The sequence below is a fragment of the Streptomyces pyxinicus genome (assembly GCF_024753135.1).
In the GTDB taxonomy this organism is placed as follows: domain Bacteria; phylum Actinomycetota; class Actinomycetes; order Streptomycetales; family Streptomycetaceae; genus Streptomyces; species Streptomyces pyxinicus.
The window spans coordinates 1-21,153 of record NZ_JANUGP010000049.1; the positions used below are offsets into that span (position 1 = coordinate 1).

The 21,153-nt window shown below is 71.8% G+C and carries 18 protein-coding genes and 2 pseudogenes; 12 read left to right on the plus strand and 8 right to left on the minus strand.

Annotated elements, in window-relative coordinates; all coding sequences use genetic code 11:
* Both NX794_RS34380 and NX794_RS34385 read left to right on the plus strand, forming a co-directional pair.
* A pseudogene (locus NX794_RS34380) lies at window positions 1-331 on the plus strand (carboxyl transferase domain-containing protein); the annotation flags it as partial.
* A gap of 19 nt (window positions 332-350) precedes the next feature.
* Complete coding sequence (locus NX794_RS34385; RefSeq protein WP_258783649.1) at window positions 351-809, plus strand: SDR family NAD(P)-dependent oxidoreductase; 459 nt, start codon at window positions 351-353, stop codon at window positions 807-809.
* 577 nt (window positions 810-1,386) lie between these two features.
* Here NX794_RS34385 and NX794_RS34390 read toward each other — a convergent pair.
* Complete coding sequence (locus NX794_RS34390) at window positions 1,387-1,569, minus strand: alpha/beta fold hydrolase (protein ID WP_258783621.1); 183 nt, start codon at window positions 1,567-1,569, stop codon at window positions 1,387-1,389.
* 85 nt (window positions 1,570-1,654) lie between these two features.
* Here NX794_RS34390 and qcrB point away from each other — a divergent pair.
* The 3 genes and pseudogenes from qcrB to NX794_RS34405 all read left to right on the plus strand — a co-directional run.
* Window positions 1,655-3,185, plus strand: a pseudogene (qcrB, locus tag NX794_RS34395) (cytochrome bc1 complex cytochrome b subunit); the annotation flags it as partial.
* Between the two features lie 354 nt (window positions 3,186-3,539).
* Entirely contained in the window at window positions 3,540-3,902 is a 363-nt protein-coding gene (locus NX794_RS34400) for a DUF3099 domain-containing protein (RefSeq protein ID WP_258783622.1), read from the plus strand.
* A gap of 811 nt (window positions 3,903-4,713) precedes the next feature.
* The gene (locus tag NX794_RS34405; RefSeq protein ID WP_258783623.1) at window positions 4,714-5,313 is read left to right on the plus strand and encodes a hypothetical protein; all 600 of its coding nucleotides are present in this window, start codon (window positions 4,714-4,716) and stop codon (window positions 5,311-5,313) included.
* A 50-nt stretch (window positions 5,314-5,363) separates the two neighbouring features.
* Here NX794_RS34405 and NX794_RS34410 read toward each other — a convergent pair whose 3' ends face one another.
* Window positions 5,364-5,780 carry a nuclear transport factor 2 family protein gene (locus NX794_RS34410; protein WP_258783624.1) on the minus strand — a complete coding sequence of 139 codons (417 nt, stop codon included), beginning with the start codon at window positions 5,778-5,780 and terminating at the stop codon, window positions 5,364-5,366.
* A 202-nt stretch (window positions 5,781-5,982) separates the two neighbouring features.
* On the opposite strand from NX794_RS34410, the gene NX794_RS34415 reads away from it, so the two are divergent.
* The 5 genes from NX794_RS34415 to NX794_RS34435 are packed head-to-tail and all read left to right on the plus strand — an operon-like array spanning window position 5,983 to window position 11,920.
* Window positions 5,983-7,350, plus strand: a complete 1,368-nt coding sequence (locus tag NX794_RS34415) for a TrpB-like pyridoxal phosphate-dependent enzyme (RefSeq protein ID WP_258783625.1) — start codon at window positions 5,983-5,985, stop codon at window positions 7,348-7,350.
* Window positions 7,351-7,359: 9 nt separating this feature from the next.
* Window positions 7,360-9,165 (plus strand): gamma-glutamyltransferase family protein, encoded by a 1,806-nt coding sequence (locus NX794_RS34420; RefSeq protein WP_258783626.1) that lies wholly within the window; start codon window positions 7,360-7,362, stop codon window positions 9,163-9,165.
* Between the two features lie 37 nt (window positions 9,166-9,202).
* Entirely contained in the window at window positions 9,203-9,691 is a 489-nt protein-coding gene (locus tag NX794_RS34425; protein WP_258783628.1) for a VOC family protein, read from the plus strand.
* Window positions 9,688-10,731 (plus strand): L-tyrosine 3-hydroxylase, encoded by a 1,044-nt coding sequence (locus NX794_RS34430; RefSeq protein WP_258783630.1) that lies wholly within the window; start codon window positions 9,688-9,690, stop codon window positions 10,729-10,731. Before NX794_RS34425 ends, NX794_RS34430 begins: the two co-directional genes overlap by 4 nt.
* Window positions 10,721-11,920, plus strand: coding sequence for an NAD(P)/FAD-dependent oxidoreductase (locus NX794_RS34435; protein ID WP_258783631.1), 1,200 nt, complete (start codon window positions 10,721-10,723; stop codon window positions 11,918-11,920). The genes NX794_RS34430 and NX794_RS34435 overlap by 11 nt, the downstream gene beginning before the upstream one ends.
* A gap of 347 nt (window positions 11,921-12,267) precedes the next feature.
* Here the strand turns inward: NX794_RS34435 and NX794_RS34440 are convergent, their stop codons facing one another.
* From NX794_RS34440 to NX794_RS34455, 4 genes are read right to left on the minus strand one after another with little or no spacing between them, the layout of a single operon-like run.
* Window positions 12,268-13,476 (minus strand): IS701 family transposase, encoded by a 1,209-nt coding sequence (locus NX794_RS34440; RefSeq protein ID WP_258783632.1) that lies wholly within the window; start codon window positions 13,474-13,476, stop codon window positions 12,268-12,270.
* Between the two features lie 54 nt (window positions 13,477-13,530).
* Entirely contained in the window at window positions 13,531-14,016 is a 486-nt protein-coding gene (locus NX794_RS34445; RefSeq protein ID WP_258783633.1) for an aminoacyl-tRNA deacylase, read from the minus strand.
* Window position 14,017: 1 nt separating this feature from the next.
* Window positions 14,018-14,602: a flavin reductase family protein gene (locus NX794_RS34450; RefSeq protein ID WP_309506064.1), complete on the minus strand. Its 585-nt coding sequence runs from the start codon at window positions 14,600-14,602 to the stop codon at window positions 14,018-14,020.
* A 46-nt stretch (window positions 14,603-14,648) separates the two neighbouring features.
* Window positions 14,649-16,199, minus strand: coding sequence for a tryptophan halogenase family protein (locus tag NX794_RS34455; RefSeq protein ID WP_309506065.1), 1,551 nt, complete (start codon window positions 16,197-16,199; stop codon window positions 14,649-14,651).
* Window positions 16,200-16,428: 229 nt separating this feature from the next.
* Between NX794_RS34455 and NX794_RS34460 the strand changes: the two genes are divergently transcribed.
* On the plus strand, window positions 16,429-17,151 hold the full coding sequence (locus NX794_RS34460) for a LuxR C-terminal-related transcriptional regulator (protein ID WP_258783634.1): 723 nt from the start codon (window positions 16,429-16,431) through the stop codon (window positions 17,149-17,151).
* Between the two features lie 39 nt (window positions 17,152-17,190).
* Here NX794_RS34460 and NX794_RS34465 read toward each other — a convergent pair whose 3' ends face one another.
* Window positions 17,191-17,790, minus strand: coding sequence for a LysE family translocator (locus tag NX794_RS34465; protein ID WP_258783652.1), 600 nt, complete (start codon window positions 17,788-17,790; stop codon window positions 17,191-17,193).
* A 239-nt stretch (window positions 17,791-18,029) separates the two neighbouring features.
* Complete coding sequence (locus NX794_RS34470) at window positions 18,030-18,509, minus strand: TetR/AcrR family transcriptional regulator (RefSeq protein WP_258783635.1); 480 nt, start codon at window positions 18,507-18,509, stop codon at window positions 18,030-18,032.
* A 173-nt stretch (window positions 18,510-18,682) separates the two neighbouring features.
* Here NX794_RS34470 and NX794_RS34475 point away from each other — a divergent pair, with 173 nt between their 5' ends.
* A complete protein-coding gene (locus NX794_RS34475; protein WP_258783636.1) occupies window positions 18,683-20,938 on the plus strand; it encodes an alpha/beta fold hydrolase in 2,256 nt (751 codons plus the stop codon).
* Window positions 20,939-21,153 lie beyond the last annotated feature (215 nt).

Consider the following 21,153-nt stretch of genomic DNA (forward strand, 5'->3'; position numbering starts at 1 on the left):
AGACTTCGTGTTCATGGTCCGCGAGACCTCGCAGATGTTCATCACCGGCCCCGACGTGGTCAAGGCGGTCACCGGCGAGGAGATCACCCAGAACGGCCTGGGCGGCGCCGACGTGCACGCCGAGACCTCCGGCGTCTGCCACTTCGCGTACGACGACGAGGAGACCTGCATCGCGGAGGTGCGCTACCTCCTCTCGCTCCTCCCGCAGAGCAACCGGGAGTTCCCGCCGTGCGTGCCGTGCGCCGATCCGCCCGCCCGGCGGTCGCAGGCGCTGCTGGACCTGGTCCCGGCGGACGGCAGTCGGCCGTACGACATGGCCGAGGTCATCGATCCTCGTCAACAACGCCGGCATCACCGGGACCTTCTTCGAGCCGCCCAGTGCCGCTACCGCCGAGCAGGCGCGGGAGGTGTACGACACCAATGTCTTCGGTGTGTTGACGGTGACCAACGCGATGCTGCCCGTGCTGCGCCGCTCTCCGGCCGGCCGAATCGTCAACGTGTCCTCGACCGTCGGCTCGCTGACCCTCAACGCGGACCCGTCCGCCGGCTTCGGCAGCTATAACCTGGTGACCCACCAGTCCTCCAAGGCGGCCCTGAACGCGCTGACCGTCGCCTACGCGCGGGAACTGCGGAACACGCCGATCAAGGTCAACACGGCCAACCCGGGTTTCACCGCGACCGACATGAACGGCCACCGCGGCCACCGGACGGTCGAACAGGGCGCCGTCACCGCCGTACGACTGGCGCTGCTCGGTGCCGACGGCCCCACTGGCACCTCCCAGGACGACACTGGCACCGTCCCCTGGTGACCCGGGTCCGCAACGTGCCGAAGCCCTGCGGGGACCGTCCGCGATCCGGTCCCCGCAGGGCTTCGGCACGACGGTCACCGCGTGACGAAGTCGACCAGCGCCGGCCCGAGAACCTCCGGCAGCACCCGGTGCCACACCCCGGGCAGCTCCAGCCGCCGCCGTCGCCTTCGAGGCATCCAGCAGCCACTCCCCGGTGTGGTCGCTGTTGACGACCAACGTCTCCGTCCGCAGGGCGGCAATCCGCGCGACGGGTATCCGGCCGTCACCCATGACTGCGGTGTCGTAGGGAAGGGTGTACGAGAGCGCCTCGTTGGACGGCCACAGCGGGCTGTCCTTCCACTCCCGGACCCAGTCCGGCGGCGGGAAGCCGACGTGCTCGGCCAGAAAGTACTCGACGGCCTCACCACGCCGGCCGTCGGCGAGCAGCGCGTCGAGGCCCCCGGCGAACCCGGGGCGGGACACGGAAGCCGGGGATCCGGTAAGGCGGCTCCAGCAGCGCCAGCCGGCTGATCGGCGCACGGCGAGGGCCGTCTCCAGCGCCAGGATCGCACCGCTGGATCCGCCGAACACCGCGGCGTCACCGCCGCTTCGCGATGACGGCTTCCAGGTCCTCGATCTCCCGCCGCACCGCGTACGCGGGGGAGTCCCCGCTCTGACCGCGGCCGCGCCGATCGTAGGCGTAGACGGGCAGCTGCCCGGCCAGGTGCGGCACGAGCGTGTCGAACGCCGTGTGGTCGCGAAAGCCACCGCCGAGCAGCACGATCGGGGGACCCTGCCCCGCCTTCTGAAAAGCGCCACGGTCCGAACGCGGCACCGCATCGCGGGGCGAACGCGTAGCCGACTGGATGGACGGCCGGCTCGCCATCTACCAATGGGACAAGCTGACCCGCAAGGTCTTTCCCGAGCACTGGTCGTTCATGTTCGGCGAGATCGCGCTCTACAGCATCGTCATCCTGCTCCTCACCGGAGTCTGGCTCACCCTGTTCTTCCGGCCGGACATGACCGAGACCGTGTACCACGGCTCGTACGTCCCGCTCCAGGGTGTGCGGATGTCGGACGCCTACGCCTCCACCCTCAAGCTCAGCATCAAGGTGCGCGGCGGCCTGTTCATCCGCCAGCTGCACCACTGGGCGGCTCTCACCATGGTCTGCCGCGCTCTGCGCGCACACACTGCGGCACTTCCTCACCGGCTCGTTCCGCAAGCCGCGCGGGATGAACTGGCTGATCGGCTACGTGACCTTGATCCTGGCCGTCCTGGAAGGCTTCGTCGGCTACTCGCTCCCCGACGACTTGCTCTCCGGCACCGGTCTGCGCACCGCCGAGGGCGTCACCCTCGCCATCCCACTGGTCGGCACCTACCCGCAGAGGTTCCTGTTCGGCGGCGAGTACCCGGGCCACGACATCGTCTCGCGGTTCTACAGCATCCACATCCTGCTGATCCCGGGCATCCTGGCGGCCCTGGTCACCGTCCACCTGATCCTGGTCTTCTACCACAAGCACACCGAGTTCCGCGGCGCCGGCCGGACCGAGAACAACGTCGTACGGCAGCCCCTGATGCCGGTCTACACGGCCAAGGCCGGCGGCTTCTTCTTCATGGTCTTCGGTGTGCTCGCGGCGATGGCGGCCATCGCCCAGGTCAACCCCGTGTGGACCTACGGCCCCTATCGCCCCGACCAGATCTCCCAGGGTTCCCAGCCCGACTGGTACATGGGCTTCCTCGAAGGCGCCCTGCGGGCCATGCCGGCCTGGGAGTTCACCGCCGGCGGCTACACCGTCAACCTCGGCGTACTGATCCCCGCCGCCGTCCTGCCCACGCTGATGATGGCCGTGTTCGCCCTGTGGCCGTTCCTGGAGGCCTGGGTCAGCGGCGACCGCGGCGAGCGCCGTCTCCTCGACCGGCCGCGCGACCACCCCACGCGCACCGTGTTCGGTGTCTCCTTCGTCGCCCTGTACCTCGTGCTCTTCTTCGGCGGCGCCAGCGACGTCCTGGCCGAGCTGTTCCACCTGTCGCTGAACCAGATCACCTGGGCGGTGCGGATCGGCATCTTCCTGGTCCCGGCGGTGGCGTACGTCGTCACCCGGCGGATCTGCCTCGGTCTGCAGCGGCGGGAGCGGGACACACTCCTGCACGGCCGCGAGACCGGCCGGATCAAGCGGCTGCCGCACGGTGAGTTCGTGGAGGTGCACGAACGGCTCGACCGCGAACGGGAATACGCGCTGCTGGCCCGCGAGGACTGCACGCCGTCGGCGGCGCCCACACCGGAACACGGCGGCATCCCCAACCCCAACCGGCGCGGGCAACTGCTGTGGTACCGGCTCAGCCGCTGGCTGTACGGCAACCAGATACCCAAGCCGAGCCCGCAGGAGATGCGCGAGGCCCTGGTGCACCTCTCCCACCCGGCGGGCGGCCGCGCCCCGCTCGACGGGCACGGCACCACGGACGGCCACGGATCGCCGGGCGGACACCTGCAGGTCGGCGTCCGCCACCCCGCGCGGGGACCTGAACCGGACTCGGAACTGCTCTGACCCGGCGGCCACACAGCGGAGCGCCGGTCCGGTGAGAGCGGCGCGGGTGATCAGGGGACGGTCACCCGCGCCGCGGTCGTACCGACCACCACGGCCGGCCCGCCGGACCGCTGCCACAGGGTCCCGGCCCGCCCGGCCGGCATACAAGGTTCCGCTCCCCAACCGGTCGTCCGGCGCTCGCTCCGGACCGCGTACGGAGGCCCGATGACCACCACACCCTGGCGCCGGGACGCCGTCCGTCCCGAGTCCATCACCGGCGCGCGCCCCGGTCTCACCCGGGACCTGCGCGGCCGGCAGCGCCGCTATCTGACGGCCATGCTGGTGCGCACCGCCTGTGTGGCCTTGCTGGCCGCCACTTGGAACCGCTGGCCCGTGGTCGCGTTCGGCGCCCTGGCCGGCGCGGTGGGCATCCCGTACGTCGCCGTGGTGGTCGCACAGGCTCACTGGCGTCAGCAGCGTGGCGCACGCCATTCGGTGACGGGGGAGCGGGACGGGCCCGAGCCCGCCACCCGCGTCGTCCTCGAACCCGCCCTGACCCTGCCGCCGGAACGAGACACCACGGGCTGAGCCGCCCCGGCAGCCCGGCAGGAGGGCCGTTCGGGCTGGATCACCTATGCGGCCAGGCACACTCGGACCCTGTCCGAATCGCTTGCAGGCCCGCCACCCGTCCGCGGATGCGAACCGGACGACCCGGGCCCGCCCCACCGCCAGGTCGCTGTCCTCCGCGATCAGCCGCAGTCGTACCTTTTCCAGGCCGGTCAGGCCGCCCAGTTCGGCCCGGCCGGCCGCCGTCACCGGGACGAAGCGGAGGGCGAAGTCCCGGTGCGCCGGTGCGGGCAGCGAGGTGATCGGCCGCGCCTGCACCGGGATCACCGCGTTGTCGGCGGTGACGCACAGTTCGATGTCCCGCGGCGCCCCCCCGGTGGTCGGTGACGGCCTTGCCCAGGCCCCGGATCTCCGCGAGCGGCCTCAGTACGCGGGTCTCCAGCACGGCGTCACACCAGCCGGGCCGGCTGACCGTCCGCACGCCGTCACCCGAGAGCCGGACGGAGAGCGGCTCGGTCTCACCGCCCACCAGCGCGTTTCCCGCGCCGGGAAGCACGTCCAGCGGACAGCTCTCGCGGTCCCCGGTCACCGGGTCGGCGGTGAACAGCACGCCGGACATGCCGGCCGTCACCTGTCCCGCACGATCGCCGAGAGGGGAACGCGCTCGCCGGCAGCGCCGCCGTCCCCGCTCGCGATCTCCGTCCCGCCCCCAGACCCGTCGGCCGCCATCAGCCCGCTGTGGTAGGCCGCGCGATCCGATACGCTGGAACGCGCACAGCGCTCCACGGCCACCGCGCCCGCTCTTCCACGGGGCGTGGATACGATCACACGCATGTTCGTAGAGACCGTCACTTCCCTCGTCACCGCCACCGTCGCCGTGGTCGGTATACCCGCGGTCTATCTGCAGGCTCGCGCAGCCCGACTGTCGGCCGAAGCCACGGGACGGGCACAGTTGCACCACACGCGGCAAACAACCCAGCACGCGGCGAGCGTCGAGGTACTGGCGGCCGCAGACGAATTGCAGCGCGCCTGTGACCTCAGCGGCAGCGCGGCCTGGTGGCTGACCACGATCTACGAAGACGAAGGCGGCGACGACGCCAGGCGCGCGGAGCGAGCCAGAGAACAGAGGGAAAGCGCCGGACAACGACACGAAGAGGCGCTCGATCATGCCTTCGAGGCATATGAGCGTCTGGTCAAAGCGGTGGCACGGCTGGAGTTGGAAGGCCCCGACCAACTCATCAACTCAGCGGCCAGGCTGGCCGATCTCGGAGACTTGCTTCAGCTTCCAGGACGCAGCACGGGCTTCGACGAGGACGAGCTGGTCTACGTGACGGAGCATGAACAGCAGCCCTTCACCTGGGTTGTCAGCCAATTCGCCGAAGCACGACGCACGTTCATCCTCCACGCCCGCTCCTACTTCAACGACGTCTAAGCCGGTGCGAGCCGCCTCAAGGCCGCCCACGCCGGTGCTCTCCCCCCCGGTCAGAGCCGTCCGGGCCCCTCCTCGCCGGCCCCCTGCCGCTTCGCGGTCGCCTGGTGGGCCAGGAGCCGCCACGCGCCGTCCGCCCGGACCCACACCCCGATCGAGCGGTTGGCCAGGCGTATGCGTGTTCCGCCCGCGGTCATGTCGGCCCGCGTGTCACCGATCACCACGGCGGTGTCACCGACCACCGTCACGGTCTCGATGTGGTGATCGATCCGGTGATAGACGTAATGGCCGCTCTCGCATTTCCCGACGAACGATTCGAGGGTGTCCTCAGTTCCGCTGGAATGCGTGTACGTGAGTTCCGGGCGGACGAGCGCGGTGAAGCCCCCGAAGTCCCGCCGCACGAGGGTGTCGAAGCGGCGCTGCTCCAGGACTCGCAGGTCACCGGCATGGTCCGGGTGGTCGCGGGGCACGGGCGTCCTCCAGTCCACGCCGGGGAAACCGTCGGACTCCCACTGTGCGCAGACGGCCGGCGGACAGTCGCGCGTATTTCGGACTAGTCAGAACTGCCGATCCGGGGCCCCGCGCAGTCAGGCAGAAAGGGCGAAGCTGCCGCACATTCCCGCTCCTACGATGTCGAAACAGGAACGTCCTGGCTCCCGAGAGGAATCACCGGTGCTGAAGCGCGTCCTGCTGTCCGAGGCCGATCTGCCCGACCGCTGGTACAACATCCTTCCCGACCTGCCCGCGCCCCTGCCCGGCCCGCTCAACCCGGTGACGATGGCGCCGCTGCGTCCCGAGGACCTGGACGGCCTGCTCCCGCGGAAGGTCATCGAGCACGAGTTCACGCGGGACCGCTGGGTGGAGATACCGGAGCGGGTACGGGACGTCTACAAGATCTGGCGGCCCTCCCCGCTGGTGCGGGCCGAACGCCTGGAGCGCGCGCTCGACACCCCGGCGCACATCTACTTCAAGTTCGAGGGCGTGTCGCCCTCGGGCTCCCACAAGCCCAACACCGCGGTCGTCCAGGCCTATTACGCCGCCGAGGAGGGCGTCCGCCGGCTGACGACGGAGACCGGGGCGGGCCAGTGGGGCTCGGCCCTGTCGTTCGCCGGAGCGCTGTTCGGGCTGGAGGTGAACGTCTACATGGTGCGCGCGTCCTTCGAGCAGAAGCCGTACCGCAAGTCGCTGATGCGGAGTTGGGGGGCCCAGGTGTACGCCTCGCCCTCGGAACGGACCGAGGCCGGACGCCAGGTCCTGGCCAAGGACCCGGACTCGCCCGGCAGCATCGGCATCGCCATCAGCGAGGCCGTCGCGGACGCGCTGAGCCGGGACGACACCAAGTTCGCGCTGGGCTCCATCATGAACAACGTGCTGCTGCACCAGAGCGTGATCGGTCTGGAGGCGAGGAAGCAGATGGAGATCATGGGGGAGTACCCCGACGTGGTGATCGGCTGCGTCGGCGGCGGCTCCAACTACGCGGGCCTCGCCTACCCGTTCCTGCGGGACAGGCTCAGCGGCGAACACCCCCGGACCCGGTTCGTCGCCGCCGAACCCGAGGCCTGCCCGACCCTCACCCGGGGCCGGCTGGCCTACGACTACCCGGACACGACCGGCCTGACCCCGCCGCTGTACATGCACACCCTGGGGCACGACTTCATCCCCGGCGCCATCCACGCCGGCGGCCTGCGCTACCACGGCGACGCGCCCAGCCTGTGCCTGCTGAAGGAACACGGTCTGGTGGAGGCGCGGGCGTTCCCGCAGACCGAGGTCTTCGACGCGGCGGTGCGCTTCGCCCGGAGCGAGGGCTTCGTCATCGCCCCCGAGTCCGCGCACGGCCTGAAGGCGGCGCTCGTCGAGGCGCTCGCCGCCCGGGAGGCCGGGCAGGAGCGGGTCGTGCTGTTCAACATCTCCGGGCACGGCATCTTCGACCTCGCGGCCTTCGACTCCTTCCTGGCGGGCACCCTGGAGAACCCGACGGTCACGGACGCGCAGATCGCCGCGAGCCTGACCGATCTCCCCTCGCCCGCCGCCTCGGCCTGAGGCACGGCGGTGACGACGCGCCCCGAACTGCGGGGCACCTTCGGCGCGGTGTCCTCGACGCACTGGCTGGCCTCGGCGGCGGGCATGGCGGCCCTGGAGGCCGGCGGCAACGCCTTCGACGCCGCGGCGGCGGCCGGCTTCGTCCTCCAGGTGGTCGAACCCCACCTGAACGGGCCCGGCGGCGACGTGCCGGTCCTCCTCTTCGACGCCGCGGCGGGCCGCGCCCGGGTGATCTGCGGACAGGGGCCGATGCCCCGAGCGGCGACACCGGCGGCGTTCCACTCGCTGGGACTGTCCCGCATCCCCGGCTCCGGGCTGCTCCCGGCCACGGTCCCCGGCGCGTTCGGGGCCTGGCTGAGACTCCTGGAGGAGTACGGCACCCTGCGGCTCGCCCAGGTCCTGGAGTACGCGATCGGCTACGCGGCCGACGGCTACCCGGTCCTGCCGAAGGCCGCCGAGGCCATCGCCGTCCTCGCGGACCTGTTCCGCGAGGAGTGGACGGAGTCCGGCCGCACCTACCTGGTGCGGGGCGCGCCGCCCCGCACCGGGTCCCGGCTGCGCAACCCCGCCCTGGCCGCGACCTACCAGCGGATCCTCAAGGAGGCCGAGGCCGCCGGCCCCGGCCGTGAGCGCCAGATACGCGCCGCGCACGAGGCGTTCTACGGCGGCTTCGTCGCCGAGGCCGTCGACGCGCACCTGCGCACCGCCGCGCTGGACGCCACCGGACGGCGGCACCCGGGCCTGCTCACCGGTGACGACCTGGCCCGCTGGCAGCCGCCCGCGGAGGACACGGTCAGCCGCGCCTACCGGGGCACGGAGGTGCACAAGCCCGGCCCCTGGTCGCAGGGCCCCGTCTTCCTCCAGCAGCTCGCCCTGCTGGAGGGCTTCGACCTCGCGGCCATGGGCCTGGACAGCGCCGATCACCTGCATACCGTCGTCGAGTGCGCCAAGCTGGCCTACGCGGACCGGGAGGCCTGGTACGGCGACCCCGACTTCACCGGCGTACCGCTGTCCGCGCTGCTGGCCGACGACTACACCGCCGAACGGCGGCGGCTGGTCGGCGAGCGCGCGAGCGACACCCTGCGCCCCGGCGCGCCGGCGGGCCGCACGCCCTGGATCCCGCCGCTGGACGAGGCGGCACCGCCCACCGAAGGACCGTACTGGCGGGGGCAGCTGTACGACGGTCTGCCCACGGTGGCCGCCCCGGTGCTGGCCGCCACCGAGGCCCGCGGCGACACCTGCTGTCTGACCGTCACCGACCGGCACGGCAACATGGTGGCCGCCACCCCCAGCGGCGGCTGGCTGAAGAGTTCCCCGGTGGTCCCGGGGCTCGGTTTCCCGCTGGGCACCCGGGGCCAGATGGCCTGGCTGGCGGAGGGCCACCCCAACTCCCTGGCACCGGGCAAGCGGCCCCGCACGACGCTGAGCCCCACCCTCGTCGTGGCGGACGGCCGGGCCCGGCTGGCGTTCGGCACACCGGGCGGGGACCAGCAGGACCAGTGGACGCTGGGCTTCTTCCTGGCCCACACCGTCTTCGGCCTCGACCTGCAACGCGCCACCGAGACCCTCGCCTTCCACTCCGAGCACGTCCCGTCGTCGTTCACGCCCCGCACCCACCGTCCGCTCGCCGTACGGATCGAGGCCCGGCACTCCGAGGAGACCGCGGCCGGCCTCACCCGCCGCGGCCACGCCCTGGTGCCCGTCCCGGACTGGTCGTTGGGCAAGGTGTGCGCGGTGGGTGCCGAACCGGCCGACGGCCTGCTGCGCGCCGCCGCGTCACCGCGCGGCGGACAGGCGTACGCCGTCGCCCGCTGAACCACCGGAAAGGAACCCCGCACCCGTGCCTCTCCCCATGGACGAAAGCGCACCGCCCGGGCCCGCCCCGCGGGCCGCACTGCACCACCTGGCGGTCGAGACGGCCGACCTCGACAACTGCGTCGCGTGGTACACCGACTTCTTCGGCGGCACCGCGGCCTGGAGCCTCGACACCTTCTCCGAGCTGACCCGGCAACGGCTGCCCGGCATCACCCGGCTGACCGAAGTGGTGGCCGCCGGCACCCGCTTCCACCTGTTCACCCGCTCCGCCGCCTACGCCGGCCCGCACCCGGACACCCTCCAGTTCCAGCACGTGTGCATGACCGCCGCGACCGCCGGGGAACTGCGGAGCTGGCGGGAGCGCTGGCAGCGGCTGTTCGCCTCCGGCCGGTACGTCTTCGCCCGCCCCGAACCCCCGACCGACGTTGTCGTGGACGCCGACGGCGTGAGCAGCTTCTACGCCTTGGACGTCAACGGGCTGGAGTACGAGTTCACCCACATACCGGCGGAGGCCGAGGGGCGGTGAGCGCGCTGGACGGCACCTCGCCCACCGGACAACTGGAGGCCGACGGCACCGGGTACGGCGGCCGGCCCTACGGGCTGGAACCCCTGCTGCTGCCGCCCGCCCCGGTGCCGTACCGCGTCGACGGCCCCCTGGCCCGGCGGTACGCCGACCTCCTCGGCACCGGCCCGGGCCCGGAGACGGGGCCCGCCGCCGGTCCGGGAGCGCCAGGTGGCGCCGACTGCGCGGAACGGCTGTTCTGGTTCCGGTGGATCACCGGCCACCAGGTCACCTTCCTGCTCTGGCAGGAGCTGGCACGGCGGGCCGCCGAAGCCGCCGAGCCCACCGCACCGGCACCCGCATCAGCGGACGAGGTGGCCGCCGCGGCCCGACTGGTCCGCGGCTACTCGGCCATGCTGCTGTACACGGCCTCCTGCACCCGGGACGTCTACCACCGGGTCATCCGGCCGAGCATGGCGCTGCACCATCCCGCGTTCAGCGGCGCGTGGGCCCGCGACTACACCCCCGTACGCCCCCTGCTGCGGGGCAGGCTCCCCGCCGCCTGGGCCGGCCGCGCCGACGCCCTGCTCGGCGAGTGCGCCCTCAACGAGACCGTGCACGAGGGCATCGCCGAGAAGCTGGTGCCCGGCGCGCCCTCGCTGCTGCAAGCGGCGGCGGGCGACGGCCGGGCCCTGCCGCGCGACGTGCGGGCGGTGCTGTTCGACCTGTACTTCCTCACCGTGCACGCGCCCTGCCCGCCCGCGGAGGCCGCCGTCCAACTGCTGCGCCGCGTACGGGCGGTACGGGAGGATCTGGCGGCCAACGGCCTGTATCCGGCGGGAGCCTCCAGCCGGGCCGAGAGACCGGCCGCGCTGCGGGCGGAGCCGGTGGAGGAGATCGAGCACACCGTCTCCCGGCTCCTCGGCCGTCTCGCCCGCGACTCCGTAGGGTGTTCCGGCCCCGGACCACCCGGCACGGACCCGCCCACCGGTCCCGCCCGCGACCCCTCGCCGCCCCGCCCGTTCGAGCACCCACTGGAAGGAAGCGGATGCCATGGCGCATGACGTGATCGTCGTCGGTGGCGGCATAGCGGGCTGTGTGGCCGCCGAACGGCTGGCCGGGCAGGGGCTGAGCGTGCTGCTCCTGGAGCGCGGGCCTCTGGCCGGCGGCGCGACCGGCCGCAACCAGGGCGGTCTGCTGCCGAGCCCGCTGCCCGCGTGCGCCGCGCTGTTCGCCGAGGCCGTCTCCTGCTACGCGCGGGCCGACCGGGAGAGCGAGGTGCCCTTCCGGTTCCGGCCGCACGGCTATCTGCTGGTCGCCGGGGACGAGGAGGGCATGGAGCGGGCCCGCGGCCACGGCCGGGCGCTGTCCGCGGCCGGGTTCCCGGCCCACGAGATCGGGCCCGGTGAACTGCGGGAGCGGGAACCCGCGCTCGCCCCCGACCTGGCCGGTGCGGTGGCCGTGGCGGGCGCCCACGCCCTCCACCCGGTGCTCGCGGCGGCGGCCATGGCCGGCCGGGCCGCCCACGCGGGAGCCGAGATCCGCACGCACAGCCCGGTCCGGGGCCTGACAGCCGACGGCGGCCGGGTCACCGGTGTTGTCACGGACACCGGGCCGCTGTCCGCCGGCTCGGTGGTGCTCGCGGCCGGGCCGTGGTCACGGAGCCTGGCCCGGCAAGCGGGCAGCGACGTACCGGTGTTCGGGGCCCGTGGCTGGCTGCTGCGCACCGCCCCGGTCCCGGGCGCGGTGTTCCGCCACACGCTCATGCAGTCCACCTGGCACGGCCCGGGCGGCCTGAAACGCGGCGGACCGCCGCTCCTGGCCGATATCGCCGCCCCCGCCGCCACGGCCACCCAAGTGGTCTTCTCCTTGCAGCCGTTGCCCGGCGGCGAAGTGGTGCTCGGCTCCAGCAGCGGGCCGGCGCTCCAGTTCGACGACGTACGGGACGGCGCCGACGCGGTCCCGCTGATCGCCGCTGCGGCGGCCCGGCACGCCCCGGTGCTCGGCCGGACACCGGTGTGCGCCGCCTGGTCGGGTGTGCGCCCGATGTCTCCGGACGGGCTGCCCATCGTCGGTCCGGCGCCCGGCGCCCCGGGGCTGTGGCTGCTCACCGGATTCGGCATCGACGGCATGCCCCTGGCCCCCGGCACGGCCCGGCTGCTCACGGAGCACCTGATGTCCGGCCGGTGCCCGGACGACGCCGAGCCGTTCACCCCGGAACGGTTCGACGGCGGGGAGGGCCAGGGGAGCTAGGCCCTGTCGTCAAACTCCCTCCCCCAGCCTCCGGCCGGGAGGTGCCCCCAGCTCCGCGACGCCATGCACGCACTCTCGCCGCACCGGGCCCTGACCCAAGTACGTCCAGTACGAGGATCAGGGCCCGGCACTCCCCCCAGCCTCCGGCCGGGGGGACCCCCAGAGCACGCACCTGACGCCGCGAAGCCCGCCCTCCGGGCGAACGGCGGGAGTTTGACGACAGGACCTAGTAGTGCTTTGTTAGGTCGTGTCGTAGGGCTGCCATGGGGTGGGTTGTCGGCAGGTGGGGCAAGTGCCGGTCCAGGTGGCCAGCAGGTGCTGAAGCAGGTCCAGGGCCTGGTAGAGGCTCAGGCCCTGGCAGGGGCTTTTGGGCAGGTCCGCTGTTCGGTGAGGAAGAGATGGGCGGCGGTGACGAGGGTGACGTGCCGCTGCCAGCCGACGAACGAGCGTCCTTCGAAGTGGGCGAGCCCGAGGCCCGCCTTGAGTTCCCGGTAGTCGTGTTCAATGCGCCAGCGGGACTTCGCCAGCCGAACCAGGTCGCGGGCGGGGATGTCGGCGGGCAGGTTCGAGATCCAGTATTTCACCGGCTCGGCCTCGCCCTCGGGCCACTGCGCGATCAGGTGGACGAGCCCGATGACACCGTCTGCGGCAGGTTTCGGCCGCCGCCCCGCGAGCCTGACGCGTAAGAACACGAAACGTGAGGCCAGCGCTGCTTTGGAGCCCTTGCGCCAGGTCACCGTCACGGCCCGGCCGGCCCCGGCGGCCAGGACGTGGTCGCGCAGGCTCACCGCCCGGGTGCGGTAGCGGGGCAGCGGCCTTGGGCCGAGCCCGCCGTAAGGCGGCCGGAAAGGCTCAGCCGACGCGGAGTGCGCGGTCAACTCACCCTTGACCTGCAACGCGTAGGCCAGGCCCCGTTCCTCCAGAGCATGGCGGAACTCGGCGTTTGCGCCGTAGCCGGCGTCCGCGACCAGCACCGCGGGCCGTAGACGCAGAGCCGCGAGCTCGTCGAGCATCTCCAGCGCGAGCTGCCACTTGGGCCGGTGACGCTCGGTGTCGGGGATACGGCATCGGGCCCGACGGCTGGCCGCATCGGGCCCGTCCCAGCAGCGGGGCAGGAACAGCCGCCACGACAGCGGACACGAAGCAGTGTCCGAGGCGGCATGGACACTCACCCCGATCTGGCAGTTGCCGACCTTGCCCAGTGTGCCGGAGTACTGCCGGGCCACTCCGGGCGACGACACACCGTCTTTGAGGAAGCCGGTGTCGTCCACTACCCAGACCTGCGGTCGCACCACTGCCACCGCCCGGCGGGCCAGCCGTGCCCGGACCGATTCCACCGGCCAGGTCGACGTCGTCATGAACTGCTGCAACTGCTGGTGATCCACCCCGAGGCGACCAGCCATCGGCTGCATCGACTTCCGGCGCCCGTCCAGGAGCAAGCCACGCAGATACAGGCCGCCCTTCACCCGCTGATCCGCCCGCGCCAAAGGCTTGAACATCTCCCCGGCGAACTCCTCCAACCGGTCACGAAACGCAGCGAGTTCATCCGCCCTCATACCCGCAGAGAAGCACCAGACTGCCGACCCGACAAGACACCTAACAAAGCACTACTAGGAGAGTTCCTCGATCCTCGGCTGCACGAGGCCGGTCAGGTCCGCTGCCTCGATCCGTACGGTGCGGTCGGCTCGGCCGCTGCCGCAGTACACGGTGCCCATGCCGGTCACCGACGCGTCGAAGACGGTCACGACGCCGGGCAGGCCGCAGACGGGGCTCGCGCCGCCGGGTTCCATGCCCAGCAGGCTCAGTTCCCCGGGCTCGGCCTGGCGGAGCTTGGCGCGGGACACGCCCGCCGCCCGGGCCAGCCGGCCGTAGTGGACGCGTGCGGTGACGGGCAGCGCCGCCAGCACGAAGGCGCCGTCGGCCGTCCGGAAGACCATGGTCTTCAGCAGCTGCCCGGTGGCGAGGCCGAGCTTCGTCTCGGCGTCCTCCCGCCCGACGATCGGGACGTGGTCGAGGACGGTGAAGGGCACGCCGGACGCGCGGAGCACCTCCACGGGTGACAGGACGCCGTCGGGCTCGGCGGGCGGCTGCGACATCTCACTCCTCGTCGGCTCGGTCCGGCCGGGGCCGGCCGGACCCGGCCACGCTATCGCCCGTCGGCCACGCGGCGTACCGGCGCAACCCGTAGAGCAGCGGGGCCCGTTCGGATCCGGTGCCGACGCTGACCCGCAGCACCCGGCCGAAGACGACGGTGTGGTCCCCGACGCGCCGCGCCTCGTGGACCCGGCAGTCGCCCACGGCCTGCGCGGCGTCCGGCAGATGGGGGCCGGCCGCCGCGTCCGGAAGCCGCCAGGGCGTGCGCCGGAACCGGTCCGGGTCACCGGAGGCGAAGAGTTCCGCCACGTTCCGGGCACGGTGGTGCAGCAGGTTGACGCTGAAGGCCCCGCTGCCCTCCAGCGCGTCCAGGGTGGGGCTGCCGCTGCGCACGCACACCAGGAGTACGGGCGGATCCAGCGAGACGCCGCACAGGGACGAACACGTCATGCCCCAGGGGCGGCCGGCGGCGTCCAGCGCGGCGACCACCGCGACGCCGGTCGGGAACAGGGACATCAGCGTCCTGAAGTCGCCCGCGGCCGCCCTGGTGTCCTGGACGGCCACGGCAGCCGCGTCCGGCCCCGTCACGGGACGGCTCCCCGCACCCGGGGCGGCGCCGGCGCCGGCTCGGGCATCACCGGTGCAGCCCCGACAGGTACTCCGCCTGGCTGGGCAGGGTGTCGACCAGTTTCCGCGCCTGTTCCCGGACCCGGGCCAGCTCGACGCGGGCCGGCCGGGCGTCGAACAGGTCCAGGGCGGGCGGATGGCGCAGCGGGATGCCGCCGAGGCCGAGGGCCATGCAGACATAGCTGTAGGGCTCGAAGGCGTGGTAGTAGGGGTAGGTGGTGTCGTTGTCGGGCAGCTTGCTTCCCCACTGTTCCAGGCGTGCCGCCATGTCGTCGGGCACCGCGCGCCGCTTCGCGTCGCGCCAGTAGTCGTTGTCGGTACGGGCGGCCCCCCGGTAGTGCAGGATCAGGAACTCCCGGACGCCCTCGATGGCCCGGGCCGTGCTGAGGTTGTAGGTGCCGCGCAGCACCGGGTCCCGGCCCGTGCCGGGGAAGTACCTGACGAGCTGTTCGATCGCGTGCTGGATGAGGAAGATGCCGGTCGACTGCAAGGGCTCGACGAAGCCGGCGGAGAGTCCGATGCCCACGCAGTTGTTGACCCAGGCCCGCTCGGAACGGCCGATGCGCATCCGGATGTGATTGGCCTCCAGGTCCGCGGCGTCGGGTCCGACGAAGTCACGCAGGGCGCGCTCGGCCTCCTCGGGGCCGCAGTAGTCGGAGGCGTAGACGTATCCGGTGCCGATCCGGTCGTAGAGCGGGATCGTCCAGATCCATCCGGCGTCCTGGGCGGTGGCCGTGGTGCACGGCCTGATGCCCCGCACGGCGGTGTCGACGGGGACCCGGAGCGCCACCGCGCGGTCGTTGGGCAGGGCGTCCTGGAAGGAGCGGAACGGCTCGGCGAGCGCGTCGCCGAGCAGCCGGCTGCGGAAGCCGGAGCAGTCGACGTAGAGGTCCGCGGTCAGGTCGCCGTGCTCGCGGGTGACCAGGCGGTCGATCCAGCCCCGCTCGTCGAGGGGCGCGTCGACCACGTCGTCGACGATCCGGCGGACGCCGCGTTCGACCGCGTGACGGCACAGGAAGTCGGCGAGGAGGGAGGCGTCGAAGTGGTAGGCGTAGGGGAACTGGGTGTTCTGTTCGGCGAGCGTGGTCCGGTAGAGCGGGCGGTCGGGGTCGTCCTCGAAATCCTGCTCGAAAAGCCGGTGGTCCAGGTACCTGGGGGACGCCTTCGCGTCGCAGAGCCAGGGGATGAGGAAGCAGTCGCGGTCGAAGCGGCCGGTGCCGCCGACCTTCTGCCACCAGTCGGTGAGCGGCACGCCGTCCACGACGCGCATCCGTTCGAACGGGTGGTAGAAATACGTGCCGGGCGCCCGCCAGTCCTCCAGGCGCACCGCCAGTTTGTAGGTGCCGTTGCACTCCGGCATCCAGTCGGCCTCGCTGAGGCCGAGATAGTCGAAGAAGTGACGCACCGTGCTGAAGGTGGCCTCTCCCACCCCGATGGTGCCGATCCGCCGGGACTCCACGACGGTGACGTCGACGCTGTCCGCGAAGGCCGCCCGCAGATAGGAAGCGGTCATCCACCCGGCCGTGCCGCCGCCCAGGACCACCACGCTCTGTGTCATGCGTCGTGACCCTAGGCGTGTCCCGCGGGCGGCGTCTTCGGTAGTTCGGGTTGACCGTGGCGGGCCGGACGCTCGAACAGACTAGGCCGAAGTGACCAGGTCCCGCCCTATGCACTTGGCAAGCAAATATGGCAGAAAAAAGCGCGCTCCCGGCCATGGCCGCGGGACAAAATGAGATGCCGTTCGATTCTTTCCATTGTCGCGCATCGCGGCGCAGGGGAGGGGGATCGTGGCCGACTCTCGCTCCGACCGGAATCCGGCGCCGGACACGGTGGCCGGAAAAGCACGGCCGGAACCCTTACGCATCTTCCTCATCGACGATTCGAGTCTGGTGCGGGCCGGGCTCTCCCATGTGCTCCGGGAGTATCCGGACCTCACCCTCGTCGGCAGCGCCCGGGACGGTCCGGCCGCCCTGGAAGCCACCCTCGACTCCTCGCTGGACGTGCTCCTCGTCAACACCGCCTGCCGGTCCATCGACGTCCTGGACCTGGTCCACCGCGCCGGCCACTACTCCGGTGCCGCCGTCTCGCGCATGCTGCTGGTGACCAACGAGGCGAACGGCGTCATCCACGCGGAGGCGGACAAGCTGGGTGCCGGCGGTGTGGTGCTGGCCTGGGAGGAGCCGGAGTTCCTGGTGGCCGCCATCCGCCTCGTCTCCGGCGGGTACCGGATCGGCGTGTCCGACCAGGGGGAGCCCGACCGGTCACCGGCCCGCAGGCAACCCGCGCACCACACGGCACTCGACCTTCTCACACTGCGTGAACGGCAGGTCCTCAAGCTGCTGGCGCGGGGCATGAGGAACGCGGAGATCGCCGAGGAGCTGGTGGTCAGCGAGAGCACGGTCAAGACGCACGTACAGAACCTGCTGGTCAAACTCGGCCTGCGCAACCGGGCCAGCGCGGTCGCCGTGGCCTACGAGCTGGGCGTCACCCGGGCCGACTGGGCGGGATGACGCGGCGGGACGCCGTCGGCCGGGGCCCTGCCGTGCGGCTCACTCCCGGCCGCTGAACGCCAGCCGGATCCCCAGGCCGACCATCACGATGCCCGAGGCACCGCCGATCACCGAGAGCCGGCGCGGGGACCGGGCGAGCCAGTTGCGGGCCGACCCGGCGAGGAGCCCCCAGGTCGCGTCGGACACGAGTGCGATCAGGACGCAGATCAGGCCCAGGAGCAATATCTGCACCTGCGCGTTCCCCGCCGACGGCTTGACGAACTGTGGCAGCACCGCGCCGAAGATCAGCACTCCCTTGGGATTGCTCACCCCGACGATGAAGCCCTCCCGGAAGACGCGGGCCGGGCGCCCGGCCGACGCGGGGGTCTTCTCCTCCACCATCAGCCGCTTGCGGTGCCGCCAGGCCTGCACACCGAGGTAGACGAGGTAGAGGGCGCCGGCGAACTTGAGGATCGAGAACACCAGCAGGGACCGGGCGAGCACCTCCCCCAGCCCGAACGCGACCAGCACCACCTGGACGAGGAGTCCCGCCTCGTTCCCCACCGCGGTCGACACGGCGGCCCGCCGGCCCAGCGCCACACCTCGGCTCACCACGAACAGGACGCTCGGCCCGGGTACGGCGATCAGCACGGTCACCACGGTCAGGAAAACAGTCACATGCTGTAATTCAAACACCACCCCAGAATACGCGTCACGCCTCTCCCGTCCCGTGCTCGGCGCACATTCGCGAACAGCTCACGGAGCTCCGATCCGGTGTCGGGGCCTGGCAGGCGATCGCGGGTCTGCCGGTCCGTGTGGCCGGGCCGCGCCACTGCTCGAAGCGGTGCCCGGTGGCCGTCCGCCACGGCGGCCGTCCCGGACGAACTCCCGATACCGGCTCAGCGGACCATGGCCAGTACGTCGCGGACCAGCCGTCGTGCGTACTCGGGATCGACTTGCAGTGCGAAGACGACGTGGTAGTACAGCGGCGCGATGACGTGGTCGAGGATCTGCGAGGCCGTCGGCGCCGTCTCTCCGCGTTCGCGGGCGCGGCGCACCATCTCCGACGCCTGGTCGCGGCGCGTCTCCGTGACCGGGCAGTTCGAGACGGTCTCGGCGCGGGCCGCCACCATCGCGCGCAGGTACCGGACCCGCTCGGGACGGGTGATGTCGCGGGCGATGATGTCCGCCCACTCCGTCAGGTCCTGCTCAAGCGATCCGGTGTCGGGTGCAGACTCCCCGTCTCGCGTCAGGGCGGCCACCGCGACTTCCTCAAGGAGTGCGTTGACGTTGTCCCAGCGCCGGTACAGCGTCGTCGGGTTGACCCCGGCCCGCTCCGCGATGACGGGAAAGGTGATCTTGTCGGCACCCTCGCCCATGAGCTCGCCGACCGACGTGTGGATCGCGGCCAGGACTCGTCCGCTCCGCCCTCCGGGGCGACTCGCAGCTACGTGAGAAGGCACATCACCACTCTACGCAAAGACCTTTGCTTTTACCAGGCCGTGCTCTACGGTAGTTAAAGCAAAGAAGATTGCTTTATGGTGGAGGTCTTGTGCTCAACCGTCCAGTCTCCTTCTTCGTCGCCGGGGCCACAGGCGCCGCGACGCTGACGGCCGCCTCCGCGCCGTCGCCGCTGTATCCGGTCTATCAGCGCCTCTGGGGCTTCTCCGCGTTCACGCTGACGCTCGTCTTCGCCGTCTACGTCTTCGCGTTGCTCGCCGCCTTGCTGACCGTCGGCTCGCTCTCCGACCGGGTAGGCCGACGGCCGGTCGCTTCCGGAGCCCTGGTGCTCCTCGCGCTGGGCATGCTGCTCTTCGCGATCGCCACAGGCTTCGGCGGCCTCATGGCCGCACGCGTCGTGCAGGGATTCGCCGTGGGCGCCGCCGCCGGCACCACTACCGCCATGATCATGGACTCCGCGCCGAACCCGCGGTCCGGATCGATCGTCAGCAGCGCGGTCCCCGCACTCGGAATAGCGATCGGGGCGATCCTCGCCGGCGCCCTGATGGAGTTCGCGCCCCGCCCTCGCCAACTCGTCTTCTGGATCCTCGCCGCCGCCTATCTGGTACTCGCGGCGCTCGTATGGCTGGTTCCCGAACGCGCCCGCTCCGAGCCGGCGACGCGAGCGTCGGTCTGGCGGTCGCTCCTGCCGAGCGCCGGGCTTCCCCAGGCCACACGGCCGGCCTTCTTCGCGCTGGTTCCGTCGATCGGCGCGACGTGGGCGCTCGCCGGCCTGTACCTGTCGCTCGGGTCGTCGATCCTCGGCACCGTCCTCGACGTGCACAGTCATTTCGTCGTGGGCATCGTGCTCGGGGTGTTCTTCGCCGCGGGGATGGCGGGCACCGTCGTCTCGGCGGTCCTGCCGCCGCGACTGCGCGAGTGGTTCGGTCACGGAGCTCTCACCGTCGGCGTGCTGGTCACGATCGCGGCGATGCTGATGAGTGCGTCGCCGCTCTATGTGGCCGGATCGGTGGTCGCGGGACTCGGCTTCGGCGCGGCGTTCCGCTTCACCGTGAACGCGCTCGGCGAGGCGGCGCCGGCCGCCCGGCGCGGGCAGGTGTACGCGACGATGTACATCGTCAGCTACCTCGCGTTCAGCGTGCCGGCGCTCGCGGCCGGGCTCGCCGTCGAACGGTTCGGGCTCAAGCCGACAGCTGTCGCCTACGGGGTGCTGGACGTCGCGCTGGTTCTGCTCGCGGCGGCCGCCGGGACCGTCCGGGCGAGCCGACGGGCCGGCGCGGACGAGCTTCGGCCGGACGCGTCACCGGCGTTGGCATCACGCACTTTCAGCACGCCCCGGCAGACAACGCACTACCTTGAGTGCGGGCCGGCCGACGGACCGCTGATGATCTTCCTCCACGGCTGGCCGGGCATCGGCCTGCTGTGGCGCGCCCAGATGGACGCGTTCGCCGCCGACGGCTGGCACTGTGTCGCTCCCGACCTCCGCGGCTACGGCGGATCTTCCGCCCCGGAAGCCACCGACGCCTACACCGTCAGCGAAGTCGTGGCCGACATGGCGGAACTCCACGACCACCTCGGCGGCGAGACCGCGATCTGGGTCGGCCACGACTGGGGCAGCATCGTGGCCGGTGCGCTGGCCGCGCACGAGCCCGCGCGCTGCCGTGGCGTCGTGCTGACGTCGTGGGCGTATTTTCCCGACGCCAACAGCCTGGCCACCCTCGTGCCGCTGGTCGACCGCACGCTCTACCCGGCAGACCGGTATCCGGATGGCCAATGGGACTACTACCGCTACTACACGACACATTTCGAGGCGGCGATCACCGACCTCGACGCGGACCGAGCGGCAACGCTGGCCTCGGTCTACCGGCCTGGCAGCCCCGCCGCGATCGGCGAGGTCTCGCCGACAGCGACGGTCACGCGCGACGGCGGCCGCTTCGGCGCCGCGCACCGTGCCGCGCCGACTCCGGCCGACCCGGCTCTGTGGCCACCGGCGGACTTCGACGCGCTGGTCCGGGCGTTCACGGCGCACGGCTTCCGCGGCCCCTGCGCGTGGTACACGAACGATGACGCCAACATCGCCTACGCACGCAAGGCACCCGACGGTGGCCGCTTGTCGCAGCCGGTGCTGTTCGTCAACGGCGAGTGGGACGCGATCTGCACCATCACGGGAAACCGCCAGGGCGACCCCATGCGTGCGGCCTGCTCGGACCTCACGGTCACACGTCTGCCCGCCGGCCACTGGCTGCCCCTGGAACGCAAGACGGAACACATCCAGGCCATCCGCACCTGGCTCCGGAGCAAGAACCTTGATGGGGCAGTGAGCAAGGGATCATCCAGAGCCGCCTGAATTCACGGTGACTGCACCGGGCATGAGCCCTGCGGCACCGGTGAGCTGCGATTTCTACGCGTCTAAGCCCAAACACAGCGGCCCCCAAACAGGTAGATGACGGCAGGGACCGCCCACAGGGTGGCGGCCTCGGTGTACAGCGTGTGGCCGGTACGTAGGTGGCTGCTGTCGAGCAGATCGGTGCGTTCGGCGGCGCGGGCGCCGGTCGACACCCA

Bases quoted from the DNA above. Each gene is read 5' to 3' on its own strand.
- NX794_RS34400 (WP_258783622.1), top strand. From the start codon at position 3,540: ATGACCACCACACCCTGGCGCCGGGACGCCGTCCGTCCCGAGTCCATC.
- NX794_RS34405 (WP_258783623.1), top strand. From the start codon at position 4,714: ATGTTCGTAGAGACCGTCACTTCCCTCGTCACCGCCACCGTCGCCGTG.
- NX794_RS34425 (WP_258783628.1), top strand. From the start codon at position 9,203: ATGGACGAAAGCGCACCGCCCGGGCCCGCCCCGCGGGCCGCACTGCAC.
- NX794_RS34435 (WP_258783631.1), top strand. From the start codon at position 10,721: ATGGCGCATGACGTGATCGTCGTCGGTGGCGGCATAGCGGGCTGTGTG.
- NX794_RS34440 (WP_258783632.1), bottom strand. From the start codon at position 13,476: ATGAGGGCGGATGAACTCGCTGCGTTTCGTGACCGGTTGGAGGAGTTC.
- NX794_RS34445 (WP_258783633.1), bottom strand. From the start codon at position 14,016: ATGTCGCAGCCGCCCGCCGAGCCCGACGGCGTCCTGTCACCCGTGGAG.
- NX794_RS34455 (WP_309506065.1), bottom strand. From the start codon at position 16,199: ATGACACAGAGCGTGGTGGTCCTGGGCGGCGGCACGGCCGGGTGGATG.
- NX794_RS34470 (WP_258783635.1), bottom strand. From the start codon at position 18,509: ATGGGCGAGGGTGCCGACAAGATCACCTTTCCCGTCATCGCGGAGCGG.